The 25,549-nt window shown below is 64.9% G+C and carries 23 protein-coding genes, 1 tRNA gene and 1 CRISPR repeat array; of the genes, 17 read left to right on the top strand and 7 right to left on the bottom strand.

Going from position 1 to position 25,549, the window contains the following annotated elements; translation table 11 throughout:
• Positions 1 to 3: 3 nt before the first annotated feature.
• The 6 genes from casB to cas2e are packed head-to-tail and all read left to right on the top strand — an operon-like array spanning position 4 to position 4,621.
• Positions 4 to 627, top strand: a complete 624-nt coding sequence (casB, locus tag BLT96_RS05770; RefSeq protein ID WP_090862468.1) for a type I-E CRISPR-associated protein Cse2/CasB — start codon at positions 4 to 6, stop codon at positions 625 to 627.
• 11 nt (positions 628 to 638) lie between these two features.
• Positions 639 to 1,775 (top strand): type I-E CRISPR-associated protein Cas7/Cse4/CasC, encoded by a 1,137-nt coding sequence (cas7e, locus tag BLT96_RS05765; protein WP_090862465.1) that lies wholly within the window; start codon positions 639 to 641, stop codon positions 1,773 to 1,775.
• Positions 1,775 to 2,506 (top strand): type I-E CRISPR-associated protein Cas5/CasD, encoded by a 732-nt coding sequence (gene cas5e, locus BLT96_RS05760; protein ID WP_090862462.1) that lies wholly within the window; start codon positions 1,775 to 1,777, stop codon positions 2,504 to 2,506. The genes cas7e and cas5e overlap by 1 nt, the downstream gene beginning before the upstream one ends.
• A 16-nt stretch (positions 2,507 to 2,522) precedes the next feature.
• Entirely contained in the window at positions 2,523 to 3,206 is a 684-nt protein-coding gene (gene cas6e / locus BLT96_RS05755) for a type I-E CRISPR-associated protein Cas6/Cse3/CasE (RefSeq protein WP_090862459.1), read from the top strand.
• A gap of 45 nt (positions 3,207 to 3,251) precedes the next feature.
• Positions 3,252 to 4,259, top strand: a complete 1,008-nt coding sequence (cas1e, locus tag BLT96_RS05750) for a type I-E CRISPR-associated endonuclease Cas1e (protein WP_090862456.1) — start codon at positions 3,252 to 3,254, stop codon at positions 4,257 to 4,259.
• Between the two features lie 2 nt (positions 4,260 to 4,261).
• On the top strand, positions 4,262 to 4,621 hold the full coding sequence (gene cas2e, locus BLT96_RS05745) for a type I-E CRISPR-associated endoribonuclease Cas2e (protein ID WP_090862453.1): 360 nt from the start codon (positions 4,262 to 4,264) through the stop codon (positions 4,619 to 4,621).
• 134 nt (positions 4,622 to 4,755) lie between these two features.
• Positions 4,756 to 8,022: a CRISPR direct-repeat array (repeat unit 29 nt; unit sequence GTGCTCCCCGCATGCGCGGGGATGATCCC).
• 183 nt (positions 8,023 to 8,205) lie between these two features.
• Here cas2e and BLT96_RS05740 read toward each other — a convergent pair.
• From BLT96_RS05740 to BLT96_RS05730, 3 genes are all read right to left on the bottom strand, one after another.
• On the bottom strand, positions 8,206 to 9,138 hold the full coding sequence (locus BLT96_RS05740) for a carbon-nitrogen hydrolase family protein (RefSeq protein WP_090862449.1): 933 nt from the start codon (positions 9,136 to 9,138) through the stop codon (positions 8,206 to 8,208).
• A gap of 116 nt (positions 9,139 to 9,254) precedes the next feature.
• A complete protein-coding gene (locus tag BLT96_RS05735; protein ID WP_090862446.1) occupies positions 9,255 to 9,578 on the bottom strand; it encodes an AzlD domain-containing protein in 324 nt (107 codons plus the stop codon).
• On the bottom strand, positions 9,575 to 10,348 hold the full coding sequence (locus tag BLT96_RS05730; protein WP_197674325.1) for an AzlC family ABC transporter permease: 774 nt from the start codon (positions 10,346 to 10,348) through the stop codon (positions 9,575 to 9,577). The genes BLT96_RS05735 and BLT96_RS05730 overlap by 4 nt, the downstream gene beginning before the upstream one ends.
• 379 nt (positions 10,349 to 10,727) lie before the next feature.
• Between BLT96_RS05730 and BLT96_RS05725 the strand changes: the two genes are divergently transcribed.
• The 4 genes from BLT96_RS05725 to BLT96_RS05710 all read left to right on the top strand — a co-directional run bounded on the left by BLT96_RS05725 (position 10,728) and on the right by BLT96_RS05710 (position 13,791).
• Positions 10,728 to 11,357 carry a lactate utilization protein gene (locus BLT96_RS05725; protein ID WP_090862443.1) on the top strand — a complete coding sequence of 210 codons (630 nt, stop codon included), beginning with the start codon at positions 10,728 to 10,730 and terminating at the stop codon, positions 11,355 to 11,357.
• A gap of 49 nt (positions 11,358 to 11,406) precedes the next feature.
• Positions 11,407 to 12,567 (top strand): macro domain-containing protein, encoded by a 1,161-nt coding sequence (locus tag BLT96_RS05720; RefSeq protein WP_090862440.1) that lies wholly within the window; start codon positions 11,407 to 11,409, stop codon positions 12,565 to 12,567.
• 255 nt (positions 12,568 to 12,822) lie between these two features.
• On the top strand, positions 12,823 to 13,449 hold the full coding sequence (locus tag BLT96_RS05715; protein ID WP_090862437.1) for a vWA domain-containing protein: 627 nt from the start codon (positions 12,823 to 12,825) through the stop codon (positions 13,447 to 13,449).
• 174 nt (positions 13,450 to 13,623) lie between these two features.
• Positions 13,624 to 13,791, top strand: a complete 168-nt coding sequence (locus BLT96_RS05710) for a hypothetical protein (RefSeq protein WP_157692168.1) — start codon at positions 13,624 to 13,626, stop codon at positions 13,789 to 13,791.
• Between the two features lie 179 nt (positions 13,792 to 13,970).
• Here the strand turns inward: BLT96_RS05710 and BLT96_RS05705 are convergent, their stop codons facing one another.
• Together BLT96_RS05705 and BLT96_RS05700 are read right to left on the bottom strand one after the other, a co-directional pair.
• On the bottom strand, positions 13,971 to 15,131 hold the full coding sequence (locus tag BLT96_RS05705; RefSeq protein ID WP_090862430.1) for an iron-containing alcohol dehydrogenase: 1,161 nt from the start codon (positions 15,129 to 15,131) through the stop codon (positions 13,971 to 13,973).
• Positions 15,132 to 15,349: 218 nt separating this feature from the next.
• On the bottom strand, positions 15,350 to 16,048 hold the full coding sequence (locus tag BLT96_RS05700) for a YoaK family protein (RefSeq protein WP_090862427.1): 699 nt from the start codon (positions 16,046 to 16,048) through the stop codon (positions 15,350 to 15,352).
• A 394-nt stretch (positions 16,049 to 16,442) separates the two neighbouring features.
• On the opposite strand from BLT96_RS05700, the gene BLT96_RS05695 reads away from it, so the two are divergent.
• The 3 genes from BLT96_RS05695 to BLT96_RS05685 all read left to right on the top strand — a co-directional run bounded on the left by BLT96_RS05695 (position 16,443) and on the right by BLT96_RS05685 (position 18,713).
• On the top strand, positions 16,443 to 16,895 hold the full coding sequence (locus tag BLT96_RS05695) for a MarR family winged helix-turn-helix transcriptional regulator (RefSeq protein ID WP_157692167.1): 453 nt from the start codon (positions 16,443 to 16,445) through the stop codon (positions 16,893 to 16,895).
• Positions 16,896 to 16,994: 99 nt separating this feature from the next.
• Positions 16,995 to 17,834: a DegV family protein gene (locus tag BLT96_RS05690; protein WP_090862420.1), complete on the top strand. Its 840-nt coding sequence runs from the start codon at positions 16,995 to 16,997 to the stop codon at positions 17,832 to 17,834.
• Positions 17,835 to 17,978: 144 nt separating this feature from the next.
• Positions 17,979 to 18,713, top strand: a complete 735-nt coding sequence (locus BLT96_RS05685; RefSeq protein ID WP_090862417.1) for a PrsW family intramembrane metalloprotease — start codon at positions 17,979 to 17,981, stop codon at positions 18,711 to 18,713.
• 58 nt (positions 18,714 to 18,771) lie between these two features.
• Here the strand turns inward: BLT96_RS05685 and BLT96_RS05680 are convergent.
• Positions 18,772 to 18,846: transfer RNA gene (locus BLT96_RS05680), tRNA-Val, on the bottom strand.
• 244 nt (positions 18,847 to 19,090) lie between these two features.
• Between BLT96_RS05680 and BLT96_RS05675 the strand changes: the two genes are divergently transcribed.
• The 4 genes from BLT96_RS05675 to nox all read left to right on the top strand — a co-directional run bounded on the left by BLT96_RS05675 (position 19,091) and on the right by nox (position 24,872).
• Complete coding sequence (locus tag BLT96_RS05675; RefSeq protein ID WP_197674324.1) at positions 19,091 to 19,519, top strand: hypothetical protein; 429 nt, start codon at positions 19,091 to 19,093, stop codon at positions 19,517 to 19,519.
• A 160-nt stretch (positions 19,520 to 19,679) separates the two neighbouring features.
• On the top strand, positions 19,680 to 22,190 hold the full coding sequence (locus BLT96_RS05670; RefSeq protein WP_090862414.1) for an excinuclease ABC subunit UvrA: 2,511 nt from the start codon (positions 19,680 to 19,682) through the stop codon (positions 22,188 to 22,190).
• A gap of 69 nt (positions 22,191 to 22,259) precedes the next feature.
• Positions 22,260 to 23,303, top strand: a complete 1,044-nt coding sequence (locus BLT96_RS05665; protein ID WP_090862413.1) for a dipeptidase — start codon at positions 22,260 to 22,262, stop codon at positions 23,301 to 23,303.
• Between the two features lie 216 nt (positions 23,304 to 23,519).
• The gene (gene nox, locus BLT96_RS05660) at positions 23,520 to 24,872 is read left to right on the top strand and encodes a H2O-forming NADH oxidase (RefSeq protein WP_090862411.1); all 1,353 of its coding nucleotides are present in this window, start codon (positions 23,520 to 23,522) and stop codon (positions 24,870 to 24,872) included.
• A gap of 161 nt (positions 24,873 to 25,033) precedes the next feature.
• On the opposite strand, the gene BLT96_RS05655 is transcribed toward nox, so the two are convergent.
• Positions 25,034 to 25,462 carry a Dps family protein gene (locus BLT96_RS05655; RefSeq protein WP_090846321.1) on the bottom strand — a complete coding sequence of 143 codons (429 nt, stop codon included), beginning with the start codon at positions 25,460 to 25,462 and terminating at the stop codon, positions 25,034 to 25,036.
• Positions 25,463 to 25,549 lie beyond the last annotated feature (87 nt).

The following is a 25,549-nucleotide window of genomic DNA, read 5'->3' as shown; positions in this document are numbered from 1 at the left end:
GGGGTGTCCATACAGAGGTCTGCGAGCGCGATCGCCGCGTGCACGAACGGGAAGGTGCTGAAGCTGCAGTCCGGCTACCTGGCGGGGCTCTCGTCGTCGAGGGCGAGCCTCGCTCGCCTGAGAAGGCTTGGCACGTCGCGGGACACGTCCTGGATGTCCATTGGCGACGACCTGTTTGAGGGATTTCCCGAGTTGAGTCCCTACGAGGAGGAGAAGGGGCTGAGCAGTGTCAAGGCAGCCCTGCGCTACTACGCGATGCTCCAACAGTCCAAGAGCGTGCCTGTCGCGGTGCTCCAGAAGGACGTGAAGCGCAACGTTTCCTTTGGAAGCGCGTGCCGAGCAATATCGCTGGAGAAGAACGGCAGCGGCGCTCCGGGGGTCCGGAGACGTATGGCCATGGTCGAGGCAGCCAACGACTTTGACGGGGTGCAGACCGCGATGCGAGCCCTCGTCCAGCTGATGAAGGCATCCAAGAGCGTGATCCAGCTTGACTTTGGGAGGCTTGCCTCGGACCTGTTCCAGATTCAGTTTGACGAGACCCGAAGTGCCGTGTTCATGAGATGGGCTCAGGACTACTACAGGGCGGCGGACGGGAACAAAGAAGCAACCAAGGACGCGGACGAGTAACGGAGGAAACCATGTACCTAGACATCTACGCAATCCAGAACGTTCCCCCTTGCGACATCAACAGGGACGACACCGGCACCCCCAAGACTGCGATCTATGGTGGCTACCTGCGCTCCCGCGTCTCGAGCCAGGCGTGGAAGCACGCGATGCGCGAGGAGTTTGCCCAGACGTTGAACCCCGAGGGGCTTGGCGTGAGGACGAAGCACGCGGTTGGCCTCATAGCCGACGAGATCAAGTCCCAGCGGCCTGACCTTGCGGACGAGGCGGAAGGACTTGCCAGCGCGGTTCTGCAGGTAACGGGCGTGAAGGTCGAGAAGTCCACGCGTACGGGCTCCGAGGCGGGTTCGACAGTCTCGCAGTACCTCATCTTCATCGCACGCTCGGAGGTCACGAAGCTCGCGGGCATCGCGATAGACGCGCACGAGGCGGGGGAGGACATCTCGAAGCCCACGAAGGAGCTGAAGAAGAAGGTCTCTGCCGCGTTCCACGGTGCCCAGGCGCTGGACATCGCGCTGTTTGGCAGGATGCTTGCGGATGCCCCAGACCTCAACACCGACGCGAGCTCCCAGGTGGCGCATGCCATATCGGTCGACAAGGTGACCCAGGAGTACGACTACTTCACCGCAGTGGACGACTGCTCCGCGGACGACAACGCGGGTGCGGCAATGCTCGACACCATCGGCTTCAACTCCTCGACGCTGTACAGGTATGCGACCGTCTGCCTTGACTCGCTCTCCAAGCAGCTGGGCGATGCCAAGGCGACTGCCGAGGGCGCGAGGTCGTTCCTCTCGGCATTTGTGAGGTCCATGCCCACGGGCAAGCAGAACACGTTTGCGAACCGTACGTTGCCGAGTGCCGTGCTTGTGGCGCTGAGGGATGACCAGCCGGTCAACGGCGTCTCTGCGTTCGAGGAGCCGGTCACCCCGCGTGAGGGGGTTTCGATTTCCCATCAGGCGGAGGATGCCCTTGCGAAGAAGCTCGGCGAGTTCTCGAAGGCGTACGGCGACGCGCCCGTGGATTCGTGGTGGTGCGCGCTCGACGGAGGTACCGACGCCCTGCGCGAGTTTGGCAGCGAGGTGACGATTCCCCAGATGCTCGAGGAAGTCAGTGCGCGCGTGCTGGATGTGGTGCAGGCCGGTGAGGAGTAATGGCGGTCCTTTTGCTGAGGCTTTCTGGGCCCATGCAGTCCTGGGGTGACTCCTCCCGCTTTGTGAGGAGGACGACGCGGACGGAGCCCACAAAGAGCGGCGTCGTGGGGATGCTGGCGTCCGCTCTTGGACGCTCGAGGGAGGATGTCCTGGACGACCTGGCACAGCTTGAGTATGGCGTCAGGGCAGACCAGCCAGGCAGCCTGATGGTCGACTTCCAGACCGAGAGGCCGTCGGAGGGGAGGGGCAAGTCGATGCCGCTTTCCTACCGTTACTACCTTGCGGACGCAAAGTTCCTCGTTGCGCTGGCTGGGCCTCGTGAGCAGCTTGAAGTCATCGACCACGCGCTCAGAAACCCTCACTGGCCGCTTTACCTGGGAAGGCGCTCCTGCCCTCCCGATGTGTCGCCCTCGATGGGAGTGACTGACCGGTACGTAGGCGTAAGGGAGGCGCTTGCGGCGGAGCCCTGGATTGCGTCCAAGGGGTATCGACGCAACCACAGATGGCTGTCCGAGCTCGAGGTGGCGTGCGATGCGCGCGAGGGCGATCCCGCGGAGAGCCAGACGGATTATCCCGTGAGCTTCAGCGGCGCGGGACGCACGTATGCCAGCAGGGGCGTCTATCGCTTTAGGGTGCCTTTGGGGCAGCTTTCGGGCGCGGACCATGTGGGTGCCGCCTCTGGCAGGAGGCACGAGGCGGTGCCCCCGCACGACCCCATGGGATTCTTCTGAGAGGGGAGGACGGACCTTGTACATTTCTAGACTGCCGCTGAACACGGCGCGCAGGGACGCCGCCAGGCTGCTGGCCTCCCCATACAGGATGCACGCCGCGGTGGAGAACGCGTTTCCGCCTGGCACGACGAGGGACTGCGACGAGGGGAGGATCCTGTGGAGGGTCGACTCGTACGGTCAGCACGGCGGAACTTGGCTCTACGTCGTCAGCCCAGAGCGACCGGACTTCTCGCACATCGCGGAGCAATGTGGTTGGCCGTCTGCAGCTCCGGGCGAGACAAAGGATTACGCTCCCGTGCTGGACGCGCTTGTGGCTGGCCAGGTCTGGCGCTTTCGTCTTAAGGCGAACCCAGCGAGGAAGGTTGCCACAGACAAGGGGAGAAGGGACAACCCCGCGGTCGTGGGCAAGATCCAGGGGCACGTCACGGTTGCCCAGCAGCTGGAGTGGCTCGAGGCGCGCTCCGCGCGGAACGGCTTCGAGCTTGCCTGCGAGCCCGACGGGTCGAGCTCCGTTGTGGTGTCCCAGCGCCATGCCGAGGAGTTCCGGCGCAACGGCTCGAAGGTCACGATTGACACTGCGATGTTTGACGGCGCGCTGGTCGTGAAGGACCCGCAGCTCCTGAGGCAGGCGCTCTGTCACGGCATCGGGAGGGCGAAGGGCTTTGGCTGCGGGCTCATGACGATCATGCCCGTTGGCTAGCCGCTGTCGCACAACTGGATAGATAGTTTGATTGGGAGGGGCGTCATGTCCGATTTGCTTGCCGGTATGGGGAGGTCGAGTCGGAGGGGCGCCCCTCCGCCTGACATCGTCGATCTTGTGCGCGTGGAGGACCGCATTTCGTTTCTGTACTTCGAGCACTGCAAGATAAACCGCTCGGACAATGCGATAACGGTGCGGGACGATTCTGGCGCGACCTACGTGCCCGCGGCCTCCGTCAGCGTGTTGATGCTTGGCCCAGGAGCCGCCATCACCCACGGGGCCATGGTCCTTCTCGGCCAATGCGGCGCAACGGTCATCTGGGTGGGCGAGAACGGCGTGAGGATGTACGCCTTTGGCAAGCCGCTCACGCATTCGAGCGTCATGCTGCAGATGCAGGCAAGGTTGGTATCAAACCGTCGCACCCGGCTTGTCGTTGCGCGTCAGATGTATTCGATGCGCTTTCCCGGCGAGGACGTCAGCAGGCTCACGATGGCACAGCTTAGGGGACGCGAGGGCGTGCGTGTGCGCCACGTGTACAAGCAGTGGTCTGAAAAGACGGGCGTGCCGTGGGACCGCCGCACGTACAACCCTACGAACTTTGATGACGCTACGGAGATCAACAAGGCGCTTTCAGCTGCGCACGTCTGTCTGTACGCGCTGGCGCACGCGGCGATAGTGTCCGTGGGATGCTCGCCCGGCCTGGGGTTTGTGCATACGGGGCACGAGAAGTCCTTCGTGTACGACGTGGCCGACCTCTACAAGGCGGAGCTGTCGATTCCCGTTGCCTTCAAGACGGCGGCGGATGGGCCAGAGGATATCGGTGCGGAGACGCGCCGCCGCATGCGCGACGCGGTGTGCGACCTCAAGCTGCTGCAGCGAATGGTGGACGACATCAAGGATTTGCTGCTTTCCGCCGCGTCGCCCAAAGAGAAGGCGGTGCTTGCGGGGAAGGAGGTGCTTGATCCTGCGGCCAACCACCTTGGCCTTTGGGACGAGAAGAACGGGGAGGTCGCTGCCGGCAGGTCCTACGGCGAGGGGGAGGCGGGTGACTGACAGTGGTCGTGGTTGTGTTGACATCCTGCCCAGTGGGACTGCGCGGCGACCTGACGATGTGGCTGCTGGAGATATCTCCGGGGGTGTTTGTGGGGCACGTCTCTGCGAGGGTTCGAGATGGATTGTGGGACAGAATCCTGCAATCGGTCCGCAACGGTAGGGCGATTATGGCGTACTCGGCCGACAATGAGCAGCATCTGGCGTTCAGGACCTTTCAGCCCGACTGGGAGCCCGTCGACTGCGATGGCGTGGAGTTGATCAAGAGGCCAAACGGAACGGAGGACGCGAAGTTCCTTGGCACTGCGCCGACAGGTTGGAGCAACGCTAGCAAGTTTAGGGCTGCCAGGAAGTATGGCAGGTAGCCAGGATGCGGGTGGCTCTTTGCCTGCAACACGTAGCTACAGATATGAAATGTTGTAGCAACTACTGGTTGGCCGAACCTTGACAACCGTATACGAATTGGGCTTTACTATCGCTGCGATGCACTTCGTGAAGTGTGCTCCCCGCATGCGCGGGGATGATCCCGACCAGCGCATACGGCAGCGGCGGCGGGGTGGGTGCTCCCCGCATGCGCGGGGATGATCCCTCTGCGGCGGTCTGGGTGCTCAGGATGCTCTGGTGCTCCCCGCATGCGCGGGGATGATCCTGAAGAGGGGCAATCCGACGAAGGAGCACATGAGTGCTCCCCGCATGCGCGGGGATGATCCCAGCGCTGGGGCTTATCCCGCACTCTTTCGCCAGTGCTCCCCGCATGCGCGGGGATGATCCCTGCTTTATCTGGTCAAGCTCTGCGTCCGTGTAGTGCTCCCCGCATGCGCGGGGATGATCCCGTGAGGTCCGACTTTTTCATGACGTCTCCAATGTGCTCCCCGCATGCGCGGGGATGATCCCACTACGGGCGGCATCACCGACACCGGCTCTGGGTGCTCCCCGCATGCGCGGGGATGATCCCGAGCAAGGAGCTGTCCGTCCAGATGACGCACTGTGCTCCCCGCATGCGCGGGGATGATCCCGGGCTTATGTGGCCTCATGACGCCGGGGCGGAGTGCTCCCCGCATGCGCGGGGATGATCCCAACCGCCTGCGCGACACCACGAGCGCGGCTGCGTGCTCCCCGCATGCGCGGGGATGATCCCGATGCGCTCGCCCGCCCAGTCACACGTCCGCAGTGCTCCCCGCATGCGCGGGGATGATCCCAGTTTTTCATGGGCCACGACATGGGCCACCGAGTGCTCCCCGCATGCGCGGGGATGATCCCGCACAGCGGGCGGGCTCGCAGTTCCTGAACAAGTGCTCCCCGCATGCGCGGGGATGATCCCTAGACAAGGTTCTGGGACTTGGGAAATACGCGGTGCTCCCCGCATGCGCGGGGATGATCCCTAAGAAGATGAACGAAACCGTTGTAGAGTCCAGTGCTCCCCGCATGCGCGGGGATGATCCGGACGCCACGCCAGGCGTGTGCCGTGCTGGCGCGTGCTCCCCGCATGCGCGGGGATGATCCCGTGAGGTCGTGCCAATCTACCCCGGTGTCGGTGTGCTCCCCGCATGCGCGGGGATGATCCACACATTCACACACGTCGTATATGACATGGTGAGTGCTCCCCGCATGCGCGGGGATGATCCCATGAATCCGTTCGAACCCCATTGGTCGCGCATGAGTGCTCCCCGCATGCGCGGGGATGATCCCCTCGGGGATGAGCTTCTGGCGCTCGAACTCTGGTGCTCCCCGCATGCGCGGGGATGATCCCACGATTCGCCACATCACCAAGCGCGCCGTGGCGTGCTCCCCGCATGCGCGGGGATGATCCCATCGTGAGCTTCGTCCAGAACCTTCCGTACAAGTGCTCCCCGCATGCGCGGGGATGATCCCGACTACATGCAACAGGTCACCAGCTTCAGCTCGTGCTCCCCGCATGCGCGGGGATGATCCCTCGAGCGCGCCGTCGTGCCAGCCACTCGGCTCGTGCTCCCCGCATGCGCGGGGATGATCCCCTCGGCAGGTCGTCCATCTCCGCCGAGGTGTCCGTGCTCCCCGCATGCGCGGGGATGATCCCTTCAACGAGGCCCTCTCCGACGGGCAGGTCAGGTGCTCCCCGCATGCGCGGGGATGATCCCTTCATGGTAGACTCGAACTTTTTAAGCGAGTCGTGCTCCCCGCATGCGCGGGGATGATCCCGACGGCACGATCACCGACTCGGTCGGCGTCTAGTGCTCCCCGCATGCGCGGGGATGATCCCGTTGAGTTTACAACTACGGAGCTTGAGGGCACGTGCTCCCCGCATACGCGGGGATGATCCCAAGGTAAAGTTTGGGGAGCCTTCGCAGGAGGAGTGCTCCCCGCATACGCGGGGATGATCCTGCGTCGTGCTTGTGCGCCCTCGCCTTGTCGTAGTGCTCCCCGCATACGCGGGGATGATCCCGGCATTTCCGATGCGGTTTCGAAGGTCGTTCCGTGCTCCCCGCATACGCGGGGATGATCCCTCGTTGAACACCGCGTTCGAAAGCGAGACGTTGTGCTCCCCGCATACGCGGGGATGATCCCGTCATTTGGCAAGAACTATATCAGTCTCAAGAGTGCTCCCCGCATACGCGGGGATGATCCCGCCGTGCAGCTCTCGTCCCCAGTCGGGCTAGTGTGCTCCCCGCATACGCGGGGATGATCCTCGGTGGTGACATCGTGCGTGGCATCTGGCAAGGTGCTCCCCGCATACGCGGGGATGATCCCGGCGTGACGGTGAGGTACCGCAAGGACATACAGTGCTCCCCGCATACGCGGGGATGATCCCTCAAGAAGGAACTGGAGCGCCAGAAGGTCGTGGTGCTCCCCGCATACGCGGGGATGATCCCGATTTACGAGCTAACGGTCATCGGCATCTAGCGTGCTCCCCGCATACGCGGGGATGATCCCGCCGTAATCGGCGGCGATATGGGCGGATTTGGGTGCTCCCCGCATACGCGGGGATGATCCGGCGTCTAAGGCGTTCGACCACTCGTAAAGGCAGTGCTCCCCGCATACGCGGGGATGATCACCAGTGGTCCGTCGCCTTCGGGTTGCGGTCCGTGTGCTCCCCGCATACGCGGGGATGATCCCCATTCCTCTTCACTCTCGGCCTTCGCGTCGATGTGCTCCCCGCATACGCGGGGATGATCCCTCCACGGACTGGCAGCTCACCCACCTGCTGGAGTGCTCCCCGCATACGCGGGGATGATCCTCGTACACGCCAAAGGTAGAGCGCGTGGCGCAAGTGCTCCCCGCATACGCGGGGATGATCCCGCCGTCGCTGGCGGCAACGCCGACACCTTCCAAGTGCTCCCCGCATACGCGGGGATGATCCCGACGCCGTGGAGCTACTCACGGATGAGGGCATGTGCTCCCCGCATACGCGGGGATGATCCTTCGCCCTTCTTCTTGTCGCCGGCCTTGATGCTGTGCTCCCCGCATACGCGGGGATGATCCCGCATTGGATGTGTCCAAGGCCATCGCGTCGCTCGTGCTCCCCGCATACGCGGGGATGATCCTACCATCGGCAGCGTCACGTGCGGCGTCTCGTCGTGCTCCCCGCATACGCGGGGATGATCCCGGGGCTGTCACCGCCACGGGGCTCAAGCTCCCGTGCTCCCCGCATACGCGGGGATGATCCCCGCTGTATCGCGCCTGACGTCCCGCGGGCGATGTGCTCCCCGCATGCGCGGGGATGATCCCTACACGATGCTCGACAACCTGAAGCTGGGCTAGTGCTCCTCGCTTACGCGGGGATGATCCCGACAACACCGCCGTCGCTATGGTGGCGGCAGAGTGCTCCCCGCATACGCGGGGGACGGTTCTTTTAGGGAAATGTGGCGCACATCAGTTGCCCCGAAGGGACCTCCCGTTCGTGGGAAGCTCCTTCGGAGTTTTTCGTTCCGGATGAGCGGGAATAACGTACGCGGTTCTTCTCGCCCGTGGGCTAGATGTCGTTTACCTCGAGGCGCACGGCGTCTGGTCGGGCGTAGTGGCCGATGGGGTCGAACTCCCACTTGCTTGCAGCTACCTGCTGCATGTCGAGCGTGGCGTACAGGATGCCGTCGGTATCCCACAGGGGCTCCGCGCCGGGAACGTAGTGGCCGGCGGGGTCGACCACGCAGCTGCCGCCGCGGTAGACGACCTCTGGCAGACGGCTGACCTCGTCCGTTGAGCGGAGGTCCGCCGGGTAGTCCTCGCGCACGATGTAGGGCGCACAGTTTACCACGTAGCAGCGGCCCTCGATTGCGATGTGCTGCACCGTGGCCTGCCACTCGGGATTGCAGTTGGTATTGGGCGCGAGGTAGATGCTGACGCCCTTCTGGTACAGCGCGGCGCGCGCGAGGGGCATGAAGTTCTCCCAGCAGATGAGCGTGCCCATGGGACCCCACGGCGTCTGGCTCACGGGGAAGTAGTGGTCCTGCGCGTCGCCCCACACCAGGCGCTCCGCCCCGGTGGGCTTTAGCTTGCGGTGGAGCGCGTCGAGGCGCCCCTTGGGCGAGAATACCAGGTTGCTGTTGTAGAGAGTTCCGGACGTAGCGTCGCGCTCCGACACGCCGACGCTCACCCACGTCCCCGTGCGCCTGGCGGCGTCCGCTAAGGCCTGGCACTCCGGGCCGCCGACCACCACGGAACCGTCGTAGTAGCGCTTCCAGAGCTCGCGGCTGCCAGGCTCTCGGGCGCCCACGACGAAGCCGAAGGTCAGACCGTGTGGGTAGCCGGGGATGAGCAACTCGGGCAGGACGACGAGGTTGCTCGGGCGCTCCTGGGCGACGCGCTCGATTGCCTCGACGGCGCCGGCGAGGCAGGCGTCGCGGTCGAACGGCTTGGGACGCGACTGCACCACGGCGATCTTGCAGATGTCTTGCAGGTCTTTCATGCGGGTCTCCTTTGCGGGCGGTGGGTTGCGGGTTGGTGGGGCCGGCGGGCGCAGCCGGCAGGTGGGGTCAGCGGGTGTCCGGTGCGGTAGTGCTGGTGGCACGCGTGACGGCGGCGCTAGATAAGCGAGAGCAGCACGTACGCCGCGACGCCAGAGACGCAGCACCACAGCATGGATTGCGTACGCCATGCCACGAGCACGACGACGCCAGCGGCGGCGACGGGCATGAGGCCGGGCCAGACGCCCGCTTCGAACATGGTGGGGGAGAGCAGGTCGTTTGCGACGAGCGCGGCGAACGCTGCCGGTGGTATGTAGCCAAGGGCCTCCGTCACGCGCGGCGAGAGCGGGCGCCCCCGGAGCGCGAGCGCCGGCAGCATGCGGCACGCCAGGATGAACGCGAACGAGGACAGCCACAGGACAAGGAACTGGGATTGGGTCATTGGGGGCCGCCCTTCTCGCCCGTGGGCGCGTGCGCCGCCGCGGCCGTGGCTGCGGGGTGCTTGTGGTTGGGGTCTTCGTGGTGCGCGTGGCGCGCACGGGGAAGCGCCCCCGCGGCAAGTCCGGCCGCGACACCCACAAGCGCGGCGAGGGGAACGGCGACTCCCGCGGCTCCCGCCCACTTGCACGCGGCGACCGTGAGCGCCGCCGCCGCGGCCGCCGCTGCCGCCGCTGCCGTGGGGCGGGTGTGCGGCTGGGCGTACAGCAGGTAGATGAAGAGCGACGTCATCGCGAAGCCCGCGATGGCGGTGGGGACGTTCACGACGGTCCCGAGTGCCGCGCCGGCCGCGCACGACGCGGCCCACGTGAGCTGCACGCAGAGGTTGAGCGCGAGGGCGTCTTGCGCGGACCACGGGGCGCCCGACGCGAGCTTATTGAGCGTGATGCCGTATGCCTCCTCCGTGTAGCAGCACGAGATGGCGAGCGCGCTGCGCCGCCCGAAGCGCTCCAGGTAGGGGGCGAGCGAGGCGGAGTAGAGCGCGAAGCGGGTGGACACCGCGGCGACGGACGCCACGATCGAGCCCAGAGGGACGCCGGCGAGCCACAGGTTGCTCATCATGAACTGCCCGCCTCCGGAAAGGAACGTGAGGGCGAGCACGAAGTTCTGGAGCGGCCCCATGCCGGCCTTCGCGGCGAGCACGCCGCACGGCAGGCCGACGGCGACGTACGACACCATGACCGGCCACGCGGCCGAAAGGACCTCCCTCCTCATGCGCACCTCCCTCTGGCTGTGGGTCTGGTTGTGAATCTGGCTGCTGGCCTGGTTGTGGGCCGCCTTGCGGCGGACCGAATCCGCGTCTTGGGCGGGTCGTTGCATGGTACGCGCGGCGCGGCCGCGGGCGCGCGAGAAGGGCCACCTTGTTACAGGCTCTTCGCATTTTGGTGCGGCTTGGGTTTTTGGGCTTCTCTCCATGAGTCGCTGTTTGTACGCGGCGGCAGAACCTGCGCGATGGCTTTTGCGACCTTGTGAGCTCTCCAATCGCGGATTCCACGTGGGAAAGAGGCCGGCTTGCCCTGTGCCCTGCGCGTAGAATCGTGTGCAAGCAACGGCACGGCGCGCGGACGGCGCGTCACGAGCACTGGAGGCAACCATGGATCAGAACCTCACCAAGCGCAACGAGCTCTTGGCCCAGACCGTCATCAAGGGCCTTGGCCGAAGGAACATCACCGCGGAGTATGCGGCCACCAGGGAGGAGGCGCTCCAGGAGGCGCTCGCGTTCATCGGCGAGGGCTCGACCGTCACCATGGGCGGCTGCACCAGCGCGCGCGAGATCGGCCTGACCGATGCCCTGGGCGCCGGCAACTACAACTTTATCGACCGTGACAAGATGAAGGACAAGCGCGCCGCCATGCTTGCGGCATATGACGCGGACGTGTTCGTCGCAAGCGCGAATGCCATCACGAACGACGGCGTGATCGTGAACATCGACGGCAACTCCAACCGCGTGAGCGCCATCGCGCAGGGCCCGCGCCACGTGCTCTTCATCGTGGGCATGAACAAGGTGTGCGGCGACCTGGACGGCGCCATCAAGCGTGCACGCAACGTAGCCGCGCCGATCAACGCGCAGCGCTTCAACCTGAACACGCCGTGCTGCAAGACCGGCGCGTGCGCCAACTGCAAGTCCGGGGACACCATCTGCTGCAACTTCCTCATCACGCGCTTCAACCATCACCCTGGCCGCATGCACGTGATCCTGGTGAACGACAGCCTGGGCTTCTAGGCCGGGCATTGTACGAGCGTGGCTCGAATGCCGCGCCTTTGGGGGAAGCATGCCGCTCACGCTGGTTCGCCAAGACATAACCCGCATGCGGGTCGATGCCCTCGTCAGCCCCACTGACGAGGGCCTCTCTGCAGACGGAGGGGCGTCTGCCGCGATCTTTCGTGCCGCCGGTGCCCGCCGCATGGAGGCGGCATGTCACAAGGCCGGCCGTGTAGAATGTGGCAAAGCAATCGCGACCCCCGGCTTCGACCTGCCTGCGCGGTGGGTCATACACACGGTGGGCCCGCACTGGCCGGAAGGCTCCGTCGATGCCGGTTGGCGGACGCACCTTAGATCGCTGCTCGCGCGGTGCTACCAAAACTCGCTCGACGTGGCGGCTTCGCATGGCGCGAACTCCGTTGCGTTCCCGCTGATCTCTTCCGGCGCCTTCGGCTACCCAAGAGGAATGGCGATTGCGGACGCAATCACTGCGATTCGCTCGTGGTTTGACGCGGTGCCGGATGGTCGCGCAGACATAGAGGTCTACCTCGTGCTCTTCGACCGCGAGTCCACGCGCGAGGCCCGAGCGCTCGACCTAGGGCTCGAGGAGTACATCGACCAGCGCTACGTGGACGAGGCCGAGCGTCGCGATCCCAGGCGCCGGCCCAAACGCGAGTGCCGCTGGCATGCGGATGCGACTACGGATGACGAGTCCTTCTCGCCCGGAGGGGTGCCGCCCGAGGCGCTTGAGGAATCTGCGCCGGTGACCGAGGAGCCCGAGGCAGTGGCCGAGCCCGCGGTGGCGGTTGAGGAACCGGACTACAGGGGCGCGGCATGCCTGGGCGGCGGCGCCGTCTTCGGGGACGAGCTGGACGACCTGCTGGCGAACCTCGACGCGTCGTTCAGCGAGACGCTGCTTTCCATGATCGACGCGCGCGGGATGACGGACGCGCAGGTGTACGGCCGCGCGAACCTGACGCGCCAGTATTTCAGCAAGTTGCGATCCGGCAGGCTGAATCCCAGCAAGCGCGTGATCCTAGCGCTCGCCGTGGCGCTGGAGCTCGACCTTGACCAGACGCAGACGCTTCTGGCGCGTGCCGGCTATGCGCTCGCTCACAACAGCAAGTTTGACGTGATAGTTGAGTACTTTATATCGCATCGTGTGTATGACGTCGATCGCATCAACTACGAGCTCTTCTGCCATGGCCAGCAGCTGCTGGGCGTGGCATGACACTGCGTTTGCCGCGATGTGGCAAACGGGTCCCTGGCCTGCGGATTTGCAAGGTCCTGCTATGTAGCCTCGCAGTTTACCCATGGCGCCTTCGCGCCGCCTAGACTCGTGCCAGCACGAGGCCAGAGGTGGGACGCCCGCAGGAGGGAGCGCATCATGTCACGGCATGGGTATGGAAACGGAACTCGCAATCGGTATGGAGGCGGTAGGGTTGACCGCGACGTCCCGGAGCCGAGCGGGCGCGTGAGGCCCGGTTTGACGGAGCTGGTTTTCGTGGTGGACGAGAGCGGCTCAATGTATGCCTTGCGAGACGACACCGTGGGCGGGTTCAATGCCACGCTCGAGAAGAACCGGCGCCTGGACGGCGAAGCCAACGTGTCCGTGGTGTTCTTCAGCGACGAGGCCCGCGTCGCGTGCGACCGTCGTCCCATCAGCGAGGTGGAGCCGCTTGGTCCGGACGACTACCAGCCGGGCGGATGCACCGCGCTTCTGGACGCGCTTGGCGGCGCCATCAAGCATACGGCGCTGGTTCAGTCTTGCCAGCCGGACGGGTGGCGCGCGGAGCACGTGGTGGTTGTGGTCATAACGGACGGGCTCGAGAACGCGAGCCATAGCTACACATACGACCGCGTGCGACGCATGGTCGGCGCATGCAAGCGCCAGGGTTGGGAGTTCGTCTTCTTGGGGGCCAACATCGACGCGATTGCAGAAGCGGGGCGGATAGGCATCTGCGAGGATCGCGTTGCGCAGTACGTATGCGACCGCGGCGGCGTGGACCTGGCATACGACGCCGTGTCGGAAGTGACGTGCGGCGCGCGCGTCGGCTGCATTCCGTTGGACTGGAACGCCCGCGTGAACGAGGACGCGCGCCGTCGCGGGTAGTGCCGCACCGCACTCGCGCCCTGGTGCTCCGCCCGCCCACCGCTGCGCACGAACCTTACGAACTCGTAAGGTGGCCGTAAGCTGCGCCTATGGCAGCTCCGTCGCCCCTGTAAGACCATATGGTCGTCAAAGGGAATGCGCCGTGTCCGGCGGCGCGGAAAGATGGGAGCAACCATGGAATTCGCCAGGGAGTTTGTCGAGAACCTCTTGTTCGTAGCGGTGAGCGGCCTGCTGTTTCTGATTGTGGTGGTGGGTGACGGCTCGGACGCGATGGAGTCCAGGAACATCTTTGGGCGTCGCGACCGTCGCTATCGCAGGTATGGCCACGGGCGCAGTCGCTGACGTCTCGCGCGCGAAAGGCAAGTGCAAGCAAGGCAAGTGCAAGAAAGGCAAGTGCAAGCTTGCGAGAAGAACGTCCCGGCCATGGTTGATGCCATGACCGGGGCGAAGTGCTAACGCTTTGCCTTGCACGTTTCTGCTAAGCGCATGACGTCGGTCATGCGGGAAGCTCGCCTGTGGCGCTACAGTGCGGCGCGATAGATCTCGATGATGTCGTCCTTCGACAGCGGGACGAAGGAACCCTTGCAGCCATCGGCGGCCTTCTGGGCCATGACCTCGAAGTTCTTCTCGTCCGTGATGCCCACCTCACGAAGGGTCGCAGGCATGTGCATGGTCTGAGTGAAGAACTCGCGCGTGCGGACGATGGCCTCGCGCGCGACGGCCTCGTCCTCCGTGCCGGTGAGGCCCCAGACGTTGCGGCCGTATGCGGCGAAGAGCGCGACGGTGTCCGCGCTCAGCACGTGCTCCATCCACGCGGGCGTGAGGATCGCAAGTCCCTCGCCATGAGTTATGTCATAAAACGCGGAGAGCTCGTGCTCCATGGGGTGGACGCACCACGCGGGGGAGCAGCCGTCTCCCACCAGGCCGTTTATAGCGTGGCTGGCCGCCCACATGAGGTTGGCGCGCGCGTCGTAGTCGTCCGGATGGGCAAGCGCGATGGGACCGTAGTGGATCATGGTCTTAAGCAGGCCCTCTGCCATGCGTTTTTGCACGTAGGCGCCCTCATCCATGCTGAAGTAGTTCTCGAAGGTGTGGCTCATCATATCTGCGGTGCCGGCAGCGGTCTGGCGCGCCGGGACGGAGAACGTGTACGTGGGGTCGAGCACGGACATGGTGGGCTTAAGCGACTCGCCGGCGGTGCCCCACTTCTCGTTCTTGGTCATATCCGATATAACGGCAAACGCATCCATTTCCGATCCCGTGGCGGAAAGGGTGAGGACCGAGAAGATCGGGAGTGCGTCCTTGATGAGCTCCGGCTTGATCACGAGGTCCCACGCGTCGCCATCGTACTTTGCGCCGGCGGCGACCACCTTGGCGCAGTCGATGGTAGAGCCGCCGCCGATGGCGAGGACCATCTGGACGTCGTTCTGGTGGCAGAGCTCGACGCCGCGGCGCACGGTCTGGATGCGCGGGTTGGGCTCGACGCCCGCGAGCTCGAACACCTGGACGCCGGCGTCCTTAAGGATGGAGAGCGCCTGGTCGTAGATGCCGTTGCGCTTGATGGAGCCGCCGCCGTAGCACAGCAGCGCGCGGTTGCCGTAGCTGGCGAGCTCTGCCAGGTGAGAGATCTGTCCCTTGCCGAAGTGGATGGTGGTGGGGACGTGGAACGTGAAGTTGTACATGCTGCTCCTTAGGGTCCGGCCGCGGCGCCTGGTTGCGCCGCGACGCCCGGCAGCGCGGCCGGGCTGTGCCATGAACAGATTCGTTATACCCCGTTATAGAAGCAGATGTCTGCAAGATGCGCGGGCGGCATCTTGCGCGTGACAAGCGCGGGCGCGCGGCCGAGAAGCGCGGGAGTGCGAAGGAGAAGCGCAAGGGTGCGGACGGGTGGCCCCCTGGGTTACCTTGCCTGCGTCTGCGCCGAGGAACGCTCGTGCTCGCGGTCCTCGAACATGAGGGCGAAGGCAACAAGAAGCAACAGGCTGCTTGCCATGATCGCGTGCAGGGAGAACGCGCCCAGCAGGAAGTTGCCAAGGATCGCGCCGCAGACGAAGGTGAGGATCACGAGGTAGTACAGAAACGCGGTGCGGAGGTCGCGGCGACGGCGCTGGTGCACGTAGCTTACGAGTGCCTGCGTCCCGCTGCGTAGGTTGCCGATGCACATGGTCGTGGCGAACGGGCGGCCGTGCAGCTTGCGGAACGCCTGCACCTGCATGCCGCAGGCAAGGGACGTGAGGCTGTTGGCGACGAGGTTGACGGATCCCGGCATGAGCGAGACCGCGACGAGCAGGATGGCCTCGATCGCGACGACGATCTGGCGCCAGTGCATGCCGCGGCCCTTGTGGAGGCGAATCTCGTGCGCGATGGCGCAGCCTGCCGCGAAGCCGAGAATGGGGCAGAGGTAGTGCGGCACGTTCTGCCACGTGCCGGTAGAGATGTTCACGCCCAGGAGCAGGAGGTTTCCGGTCTGCGCGTTGGCGAAGACCTTGTCGCGCCCCAGAAAGGAGTACGCGTCCATGAGGCCGCCGGAGCAGGCGAGGACCATTGCGAGCCAGACGGACTCCGATGTCTGAGGTGCGCGCTTCCTGAGCAGGTTCATGCTTGCTTCCTTCTGTTGGCGGTGGCCGCTCGCCGGCGTTGTGCGTTGCGTCGTGACGCTTGGCAAGACAACTGATAGACAAGAGAGAAAGATACTACAGTCAAGATTGATACGGCAGACGGTAGCGAAATTGTTGCGAAAGTAGCGCTGCGGATAGTCGCAAAGGTCTTTTCTGCGCATGAGGCGGCGACCAATGTGCCGCGTCCTTCTCGCCATGGTGCCGGGCATCCCGATTGTGTTGAAGATGTTGACATCGCAACAATGGATGTGGTTCCGGAGACTGCTGCTATTATGTTGACAAGTCAACAAGGGCATGCGTGCGCGCATGGTAGAATCGGACATGTCCGCTGGGCGGAGAGTCCCGCCCGCGAGGGACCGAGCAGGGGAGAAGAGCGTGGCTAACGAGAGGTTCGAGAACTTCGTGGGCGTGATCTATGCGCTCAACAAGGAGGTCGGCCGCATAAAGACGCAGAAGATGGCGTCGCTTGGCCTGCGTGGAACCGACACCATGGTCCTGTACTACCTCGCTCACGCGGACGGGGACCTTGCGGAGGCGGACCTGGCGCGTCTGATGCGGCAGGATCGTGCGGCCGTGACGCGCATCGTCTCTAGGCTGGAGGCGCAGGGTCTGGTCGAGCGCGGCCACGCAAGCGAGGACGCCAAGGTGCGCGGGTCCAGGTACCGTGCCCCGGTGACGCTCACGGCGGCCGGCCGCAAGGCGGCGCTCGAGATGGACCAGATCATAAACGACGTCGTCGCCGAGGCGAGCGCGGACATAGGCCCCGAGGAGCGCGAGCGCATGTACACGTGGCTGACGCAGGTGCTGGAGTCGCTCGAGCGCATCTAGCCTGCGGTACGGACGGCGCGAGCCACGTTGGCGCCGGTGTCGCGACGGCATCAGAAATACAACCTAAAGACCAAGAACCAGGGCGCGAAAGGAGCGGCCATGGCCACTCGCATCATCACGGACTCCGCATCGGACATCGTGGACTTCCCCAACCCCAACCTTACCGTGCTTCCCATGACGGTGGCGTTTGGCAACACCGTGTACCACGACGGGGTCGACCTCACGCACGAGCGGTTCTATGACCTGCTGGTGGAGTCCGACGAGCCTCCCAGCACGGGCGCGGTGTCGCCGGGCGTGTTCGCGCAGGCGTACGACGAGGCACAGGCGGCGGGGGAGGACGTCGTGGTCGTGACGCTTTCCTCAAAGGTTTCTGCAACATGCCAGAGCGCGTGCATCGCGGCGGAGGGGCGCGACGGCGTGCGCGTGGTCGACTCGCTCAACGCTTGCATCGGCGAGCGCGTGCTGGTTGAGTACGCGCTCATGCTTGCGGAGCGCGGCCTTCCGGCGGCGGACATCGCGTCGCAGCTTGAGCGGGCGCGCTCGCGCGTGCACATGCTCGCCCTGCTGGACACCCTTGAGTACCTGCGGCGCGGCGGACGCATTGGGTCCGCGGCAGCGGCGGCGGGTGCGCTGCTTGCACTGAAGCCCGTCGTGACCATGGCAAACGGCGAGGTGGGGCTGCTGGGCAAGGCGCGCGGCTCCAAGAACGCAAGGAACTTGCTGGTAGAGCTTGTGGGAGAGCACCCCATCGACTTCGCGATGCCGTTCTGCCTTGCGTACACCGCAGGCGGCGAGCCCATGCTGAAGAAGTACGTGCGCGACTCCAGCGACCTGTGGGAGGGCATCGTGGACGCGCTGCCCATCTGCAGCGTGGGAGCCACCATCGGCACGCACGCCGGTCCCGGCGCCATCGCGGTCGCGTACTTCTCGCAGGAGTAGCCGGAAGAGCGCACGGCTGCGGGCGAGAAGGGCTACCGGGCGAGAAGGGCCGCGTCCTCGGCCGATGCCCCCCCCCTGTGACGAGTCACCTTCGCAGCCGAAAGGGGTACAAACCGGTCTAAGGCATCGTGCGGAGGAGGTTCCATGTTCTTCCTGCTGTCAAACGGCTTGACGCTCTACCTCGCGGTCTTCCTGGTGCTGGCGGTCGGGCCGGCTGCGGCGCTCATGCGCTACGTCTACAGCCTCGATACGCTGGAGCGTGAGCCTGCGGGGCTCCTGCTTGCGCTTTTCTGGCGCGGGGTCGTCGCGGCGCTCGTTGCCTCCGTGCTCGAGCAGGTGGGGATGGACGCGTTCGGCCTGCTTTCCGGCCTTGGGCGGCAGGACCCGTGGTTCTTACTGCTTTCCGACTTCGCCGTCGTCGGCGTGATAGAGGAGGCGTGCAAGTACGTGCTCATGGCGCGTGCCACGTGGCACGACCCCAACTTCAACTGCAGGTACGATGGCGTGGTGTACGCGGTCGCCACGTCGCTCGGCTTCGCCGCGGCGGAAAACGTGACGTACGGCCTCGCCTACGGGCCCGGCGTGCTGCTGGGTCGCGCCATGATGGCGATCCCGGCGCACATGGGCTTTGCCGTCGTGTTCGGCTTCCTTTACGGGGAGGCGAAGCTCCTCTCGGTCCGCGGGCACCACATTGGCGCGGGCCTGTGCATCGCTTGCGGATATCTGCTCTCCGTGCTGCTGCATGGGCTCTACGATTCCACCGCGACGCTCTTTGGCAGTGGGGATGCCACGTTTCTGCTGGTGGTGGCCGTCATCTACCTCATCGTGTTCCCGGTCGTACGCACGATGGCAAAGCACGACCGCCGCTTCCTGTACTAGCGGCCCGGGGACCTAAAAGAAAACAGCCCAGAGACATTGCCTCTGGGCTGCGAATGTGTGGTGGGCGTTAGAAGATTTGAACTTCTGACCTCTTCCGTGTCAGGGAAGCGCTCTCCCCCTGAGCTAAACGCCCGAATAGCTCGTCGCGACGCGACGGGATAACACTCTATGGCAAACGCGCCGTGCTGGCAAGCGCGAAAGCAAGCAAAACGATTTCTCCTCAATTGGCTAGGGGAGAAGTGCATGCTGAATGGGCGAGAAGTGCGTGCTGCCATCCTTCGCGCCGTCTGTCCGCAGGGGCGTCTGGGGCCCTGCGGGCGTCAGAATCTACATTGCCCTCGCTACCAGGCCGCGAACCTCACGTTGTCCAGGGACCAGTGCACGTCGCGCACGTAATCCTGCAGCGCGGCGCCGTCGGCCGCTCGCGCTGCACCAACGACGAGGGATTCCGCCAGTTTAGCGGCTTTCTTGCGGAGTGGGGCTACACCGCCGAGCGGGTCCCCGTGGAGCACATCTTGCACCTCAAGATGGGCGGAACGTACGTGGAGGACGGAAATCTGCTGGTAAGCGGCGAGTTCAAGACGAAGCCGGCCTACCGGTGCGGGCAGTTCAACATATTCGAGGTGCCGGAGGAGGAGGCGTACGGCGCGGACTGCGTGCGCATCAACGACTACGTGGTGATGGCGAAGGGCTACCCGCGCGTGAGGGCGCAGCTCGAGGCCTGGGGCCACAAGATCATCGAGGTCGAGATGACGGAGTTCGAGAAGATCGACGGCTCCATCACGTGTCTGTCGCTGCGTTGGTAGCGACAGCGGGACCGCGGGGGAGAAGAACGGCTTCCCTTGCCGGAGGGCCGCCATGCGCGGCCCTCCCCTTTGCGTCGAGAAATTGAAACGAACGCTTGTTCGAATCCATTTCGTACGCTACAATCGTTTGAAAGACGTACGGGCGGATTGGTGGCTGGGTATGGTTGCACGCATTCCAGAGGAGATCGAGGTCTATGGCGCCAGGGTGCATAACCTGCATTCGGTTGACGTGAGGGTTCCGCTGCACAAGATAGTGGGAATCGCAGGGGTGTCCGGATCGGGCAAGAGCTCGCTTGCGCTGGGGGTGCTCTACGCGGAGGGCTCGCGTCGCTACCTCGAGGCGCTTTCCACCTACACGCGGCGTCGCCTCACGCAGGCGGCGCGTGCGGACGTCGACCTCGTGAAGTACGTTCCCGCCGCCCTGGCGTTGCACCAGCGCCCGCCCGTGCCCGGGGTGAGGTCCACCTTTGGCACCATGACGGAGGTTCTGAACTCGCTGCGCCTGCTCTTCTCGCGCGTTGGCTCGTATACCTGCCCTAATGGGCATAGGGTGCCACCGTCGATGAACGTCGCGCTGGAGAAGCCCATGGTCTGCCCCGTGTGCGGGGCCTCGTTCTATGGGCAGGGGGCGGAGGATCTTGCGTTCAACGGCAACGGTGCCTGCCCCACATGCGGAGGCACCGGCATCATGCGCGTGGTGGACGAGTCGACGCTTGTGCCTGACGATTCGAAGACGATAGACGAGGGTGCCGTTGCCCCGTGGGGCACGCTCATGTGGTCGCTCATGAAGGACGTCTGCCGCGAGATGGGGGTGCGCACCGACGTGCCCTTCCGGGAGCTTACGCCCAAGGAGCGCGAGATTGTGTTTCATGGGCCGGCGGAGAAGCGCCACGTCGTGGTGCCGATGAAGAGCTCCAACACCGCCACCGAGCTTGACTTCACGTATTACTCCGCGACGCGCTCCGTCGAGAACGCGCTTGCGAAGGCAAAGACCGACAGCGCCTACCAGCGCATCGCCCGGTTCCTTAAGGAGGGGCCGTGTCCGGACTGCCATGGGACGCGTCTTTCCGCAAGGGCGCGCGACCCGCAGGTGCTTGGCATAAACCTGGCGGAGGCGACCGAGAAGACCCTGGACGAGCTTGCCGCATGGCTTCCGCAGGTGGAGCCGAGCCTGCCCGAGGAGGTGAGGCCGATGGCGCACGTGGTGATCGCTACGCTGGACGAGCCCATCGCGCGCCTGCAGGAACTGGGGCTTGGATACCTCTCGCTCGACCGCGCGGGAAGCACGCTCTCCACGGGGGAGCGTCAGAGGGTGCAGCTTGCGCGTGCCGTGCGCAATCGTACGACCGGCGTGCTGTACGTTCTGGACGAGCCATCGATCGGATTGCACCCCGCGAACGTGGAGGGGCTACTTGGCGTTATGGACGACCTTCTCGCGGACGGAAACTCGGTGGTCGTGGTGGACCACGACGTGCGCGTGCTGAAGCATGCGGACCACCTGATCGAGGTGGGGCCGGGGTCCGGTGCCGACGGAGGTCAGATTGTGGCGCAGGGGAGCGTCGCCGAGGTCGAGGGCAGTCCGTCGTCGCGCATCGCCCCGTACCTTCTGGCCACAGAGCCGAAGCGCCTGCGTGCCGTCCGATCTGAGGAGGAGCTCTTCTCGCGGGGCGCGATTGCGATGGAGACGGAGGCGGTACATACCGTGCGTCCGCTTTCCGTCCGTATTCCCCGGGGCGCGCTTACGGTGGTGACGGGAGTTTCTGGATCGGGCAAGACCACGATGGTGCTCGAGTGCCTGGTGCCGGGCCTTGCGGCAAGCTCGCAGGGGCAGCCGCTGCCGCCGCAGGTGAGGTCGCTCGACGCGGACGGAATCCAGAGGGTGCACCGCATAGACTCCACGCCCATTGGCGCGAACGTCCGCTCCACCGTCGCGACGTACTCCGGCGTGATGGACGAGCTCCGTCGCGCCTTCGCGCAGTCCGCAGATGCAAAGGCGCGCGGGCTGAGGACGGGCGACTTTTCGTACAACACCGGTTCGCTGCGTTGTCCCACATGCGACGGAACGGGAACCATATCGCTTGACGTGCAGTTTCTTCCGGACGTCGAGGTGACCTGCCCGGACTGCCGCGGGTCGCGCTTCTCTGGCGCGGCGTGGCAGGTGAGAAGGGCGCTCGCACGTGCTCGCAAGGATGCCCCCGCTCCGCGCGAGCACAGCCTGCCCGAGCTCATGGCGATGACCATCGACGAGGCGCTATCCTGCGTGGAATCTCTCAGGAAGGTTCGTGGCCAGCTTGGCGTGCTGCACGACCTTGGGCTTGGCTACCTGACGCTTGGCGAGGCGACGCCTGCGCTCTCCGGAGGCGAGGCTCAGCGACTGAAGCTCGCGGGGGAGATGGGCCGCGACCAGACTGATGCGCTCTTCGTGTTCGACGAGCCCACGATCGGCCTTCACCCCCACGACGTGGAGGTTCTCGAGGGAGTGCTCGACACGTTGGTGGCGCATGGGGCGACCGTCGTGGTGATCGAGCACGACCTGGACATGATCGCGAACGCGGACTGGATGATCGACATGGGGCCCGGCGGAGGAGAGGCGGGAGGAGAGATCGTGTACTCGGGAACGCCCCTCGGGGCGAAGGCGTGCACGCGCTCCGTTACTGGCCGCTACCTCTAACAAGCCGGGGCTGTGCCTAGGGGGTGTCGTGCTACATTTGCAAGCGGTCGGCACGTTGAAGGGAGCGCCATGTCGCTGAGTGACGAGAAACGCCAGAGTCCCGAGGTGGAGGACGAACTGCGCAGGCTGAGGGTGTTCGACCTGCATTGCGACACCCTGGACTCGCTGTGCATGAGGGACGTCGAGCCGTTCGCGACGCAGCTCTCGAATACCGTTGGCGGAGACATGGTCGAAAACGACCTCGCTCTGGCGGCGGGACGCATGGCCCAGGCGGCGCCCGGGGGTTGGACGCAATGCTATGCCGTGTGGGTGCCGGACGACCTCTCGCACACACCATACACGCCGCTGGAGTTCTATCGCCACGTGAGGGACTACTTCAAGCGGCAGACGGCAGCGAACTCGTGCAGCCTCGCGCGCACCGAGGATGCCCGCAGCGCGCAGACGGCCCACGCGTGGGGAAGCGTCGCTGCGATGCTCACGGTGGAGAGCGGGTCTCCCATCGGGCGCGACCTTTCCGTGGTGGACGAGCTTGCGGCGGATGGCGTGAAGATGCTGACGCTCACGTGGAACGGTAAGAACGACATCGCGTCTGGCAACGACACGGTCGACGGCATGTCAGCCTTCGGTCGCGAGGCTGTGCGTGCCCTGGAAGGCCGCCGCATCGTGGTGGACGTGAGCCACCTGAACGATGCGGGTTTTGCGGATCTGCTGCACGTGGCGACGCGGCCGTTCGTGGCGTCCCACTCCAACAGTCGTGCCGTTTGCCCGCACCCGCGAAACCTGACGGATGCCCAGTTTGGCGAGATCCGCGACCACGGCGGACTGGTGGGCATCAACTACTACCGTGCGTTCATTGCGGACGTGCCTGCGGGCAAGGATGTGACGTTTGACCAGCTCAGCAGGCACATCGACCATTTCCTTTCCCTTGGGGGCGAGAAAGTCCTCGCCCTTGGCAGCGACTTCGACGGGTCTGACACCCCCGCCTGGCTGTCACGCTGCGACGACGTTCCCGCGTTCTTCTCGCGCGTGGCATCGCGTTTTGGGACGGACCTCGCGCGGCGCATGTTCTACCAGAACGCGCAGGAGTTCTTCGAGCGCAACGAGGTGCGGTAGTGCGGCGGCGTCCGTTCCGACGCCCGTGGCAGTATCTGCCCCGCATGACGCGCGTCTAGCGCCGCCTGTCGGATGGCGCTAGACGTCTCCTCCCATAAATGCTATTGATATGGTAGCAATTATGGCGGCAGTCGGGATGGCCATACGTCACCCCGGGCGTCGCCTACGTCTTGGCGGCGTCGGCCACTGCCGCGCCAACGGAGGGAGACCACCACCATGAGCAGGATCGTCATCGTCGGCGCAAACCACGCGGGTACCGCCGCGGCAAACACCGTCCTGGACAACTACCCGGAAAACGAGGTCGTGATCTTCGACCAGAACAGCAACATCAGCTTCCTGGGCTGCGGCATGGCGCTGTGGATCGGAGGACAGATCTCCAAACCGGACGGCCTGTTCTACCAGACGAAGGAGGGATTCGAGGCGAAGGGCGCGACCGTCCATATGGAGACCCGCGTGGAGTCGATCGACTACTACGCGCACGTGGTGCACGCGGTCGCGGCGGACGGTACCACCATCGACCAGCCGTACGACAAGCTGATACTGGCCACCGGCTCCGAGCCCATAATCCCGCCCGTCGAGGGGATGGACCTCCAGAACATCCAGCGCGTCAAGCTCTTCCAGCAGGCGGAGGAGGTCGTTCGCAAGCTGCAGGATCCCGCGATTCGCCGCGTGGCGGTGGTGGGCGCCGGCTACATTGGCGTGGAGCTTGCGGAGGCCTTCCAGCGCAATGGCCGCGACGTGACCCTCATCGACATGATGGACACGTGCGTCGCAGGCAACTTCGACCCGGAGTTCAGCGCACTTATGGAGAAGAACCTGGCAGACCATGGCATCGGCCTCGCCTTTGGCGAGCGCGTCCTGCGCTACGAGGGCGAGGGCGGCAAGGTGACGCGCGTGGTGACCGACAAGGGCACGCACGAGGCGGACATGGTATGCGTGTGCATCGGGTTCAGGCCGAACACGCAGATGTTCCGCTACGTCGGCTTCGAGATGATGCAGAACGGGGCCCTGCTGGTGGACCATCACCAGGAAACGTCGAAGCCCGGCGTCTATGCGGCGGGCGACTGCTCCAGCTGCTTCTATAACGCGGCGGACGGTGAGCCGGCCTACATCGCGCTTGCGACGAATGCCGTGCGCTCCGGCATCGTGGCCGCCCACAACGCCTGTGGCACCGCGATCGACGGCATTGGCGTGCAGGGGTCTTCCGGCATCTGCATCTACGACCTGAAGATGGTTGCGACGGGCCTCACGCAGAAGAAGGCGCTTGCTGCTGGCTACGACGCGCGGGTGAGCGACTTTGCGCAGGTGCAGAAGGCGACGTTCGTCGAGACGGCCAACCCTGAGGTGAAGGTGCGCATCGTGTACGACGGCACCACGCGCAAGGTGCTTGGCGCGCAGATGGCGTCTACCTACGACATGAGCGCGGGCATCCACATGTTCTCGCTCGCGATTCAGGAGGGTGTCACTATAGATCGCCTGGCGCTTCTCGACGTGTTCTTCCTGCCGCACTTCAACCAGCCGTACAACTACTACACGATGGCGGCGTACAACGCGCTGCTGGGAAAGTAGGCCGGGCGCGCCTATGTGCGGAGCGTGGCGATCGCAGTCACGGGTAGGAAAATCGGGCGGGAGGCCGGCATGTTGCTTGGCCTCCCGCCCTCTTTTCGCGCTATTGGCGCTCCTAAGAGTTGATGATGGAAACTTACCCGTCCACCTGCGGCCTTGCGAGGCTATGCCGCCTGCTGGCGAAGCATCCACAGCGTCTTGGACAGGCTGGCGATGTACTCGTCCATCTTGGCGCTCACGAGGTGGTTGGACTCCGCGTCCGCCTCGTCCTTTATTGCAGATACCTGCTCGAGGAGGCGCGAGAAGTCCTCGCGTACGCTTGCGAAGGCCTCGGCACTTGCAAGCGGCTCGTCCGCGCGCTCAGAGATGTCGGCGGCGGAGAGGACCTCTGCGAGCGAGGCGATGGGCTTTCCGCCCAGCTGCAGCAGGAGTTCCGCAACGTCGTCGATGGCGGGGAGCAGCCCGTCGTAGAGCTCCTCGAGCTGGGCATGTGCCTGGAAGAAGTCACTTCCGGCCACGTACCAGTGCTGGTTCTGGAGCTTGTGGTACTCGACGGTGAGGTTGGCGAGAAGGGCGTTGAGCTTGGACTCCATGGTTGGATCCTTTCTGTCGTGTCCCGTTGGGCTCAGCCTTTATTAGGACAATTTCTTGTTAGTGGAACTATACCTGATTGGAGCCTG

It is taken from the genome of Parafannyhessea umbonata (assembly GCF_900105025.1).
In the GTDB taxonomy this organism is placed as follows: Bacteria; Actinomycetota; Coriobacteriia; order Coriobacteriales; family Atopobiaceae; genus Parafannyhessea; species Parafannyhessea umbonata.
This window is presented reverse-complemented; position numbering and strand designations above follow the sequence as displayed.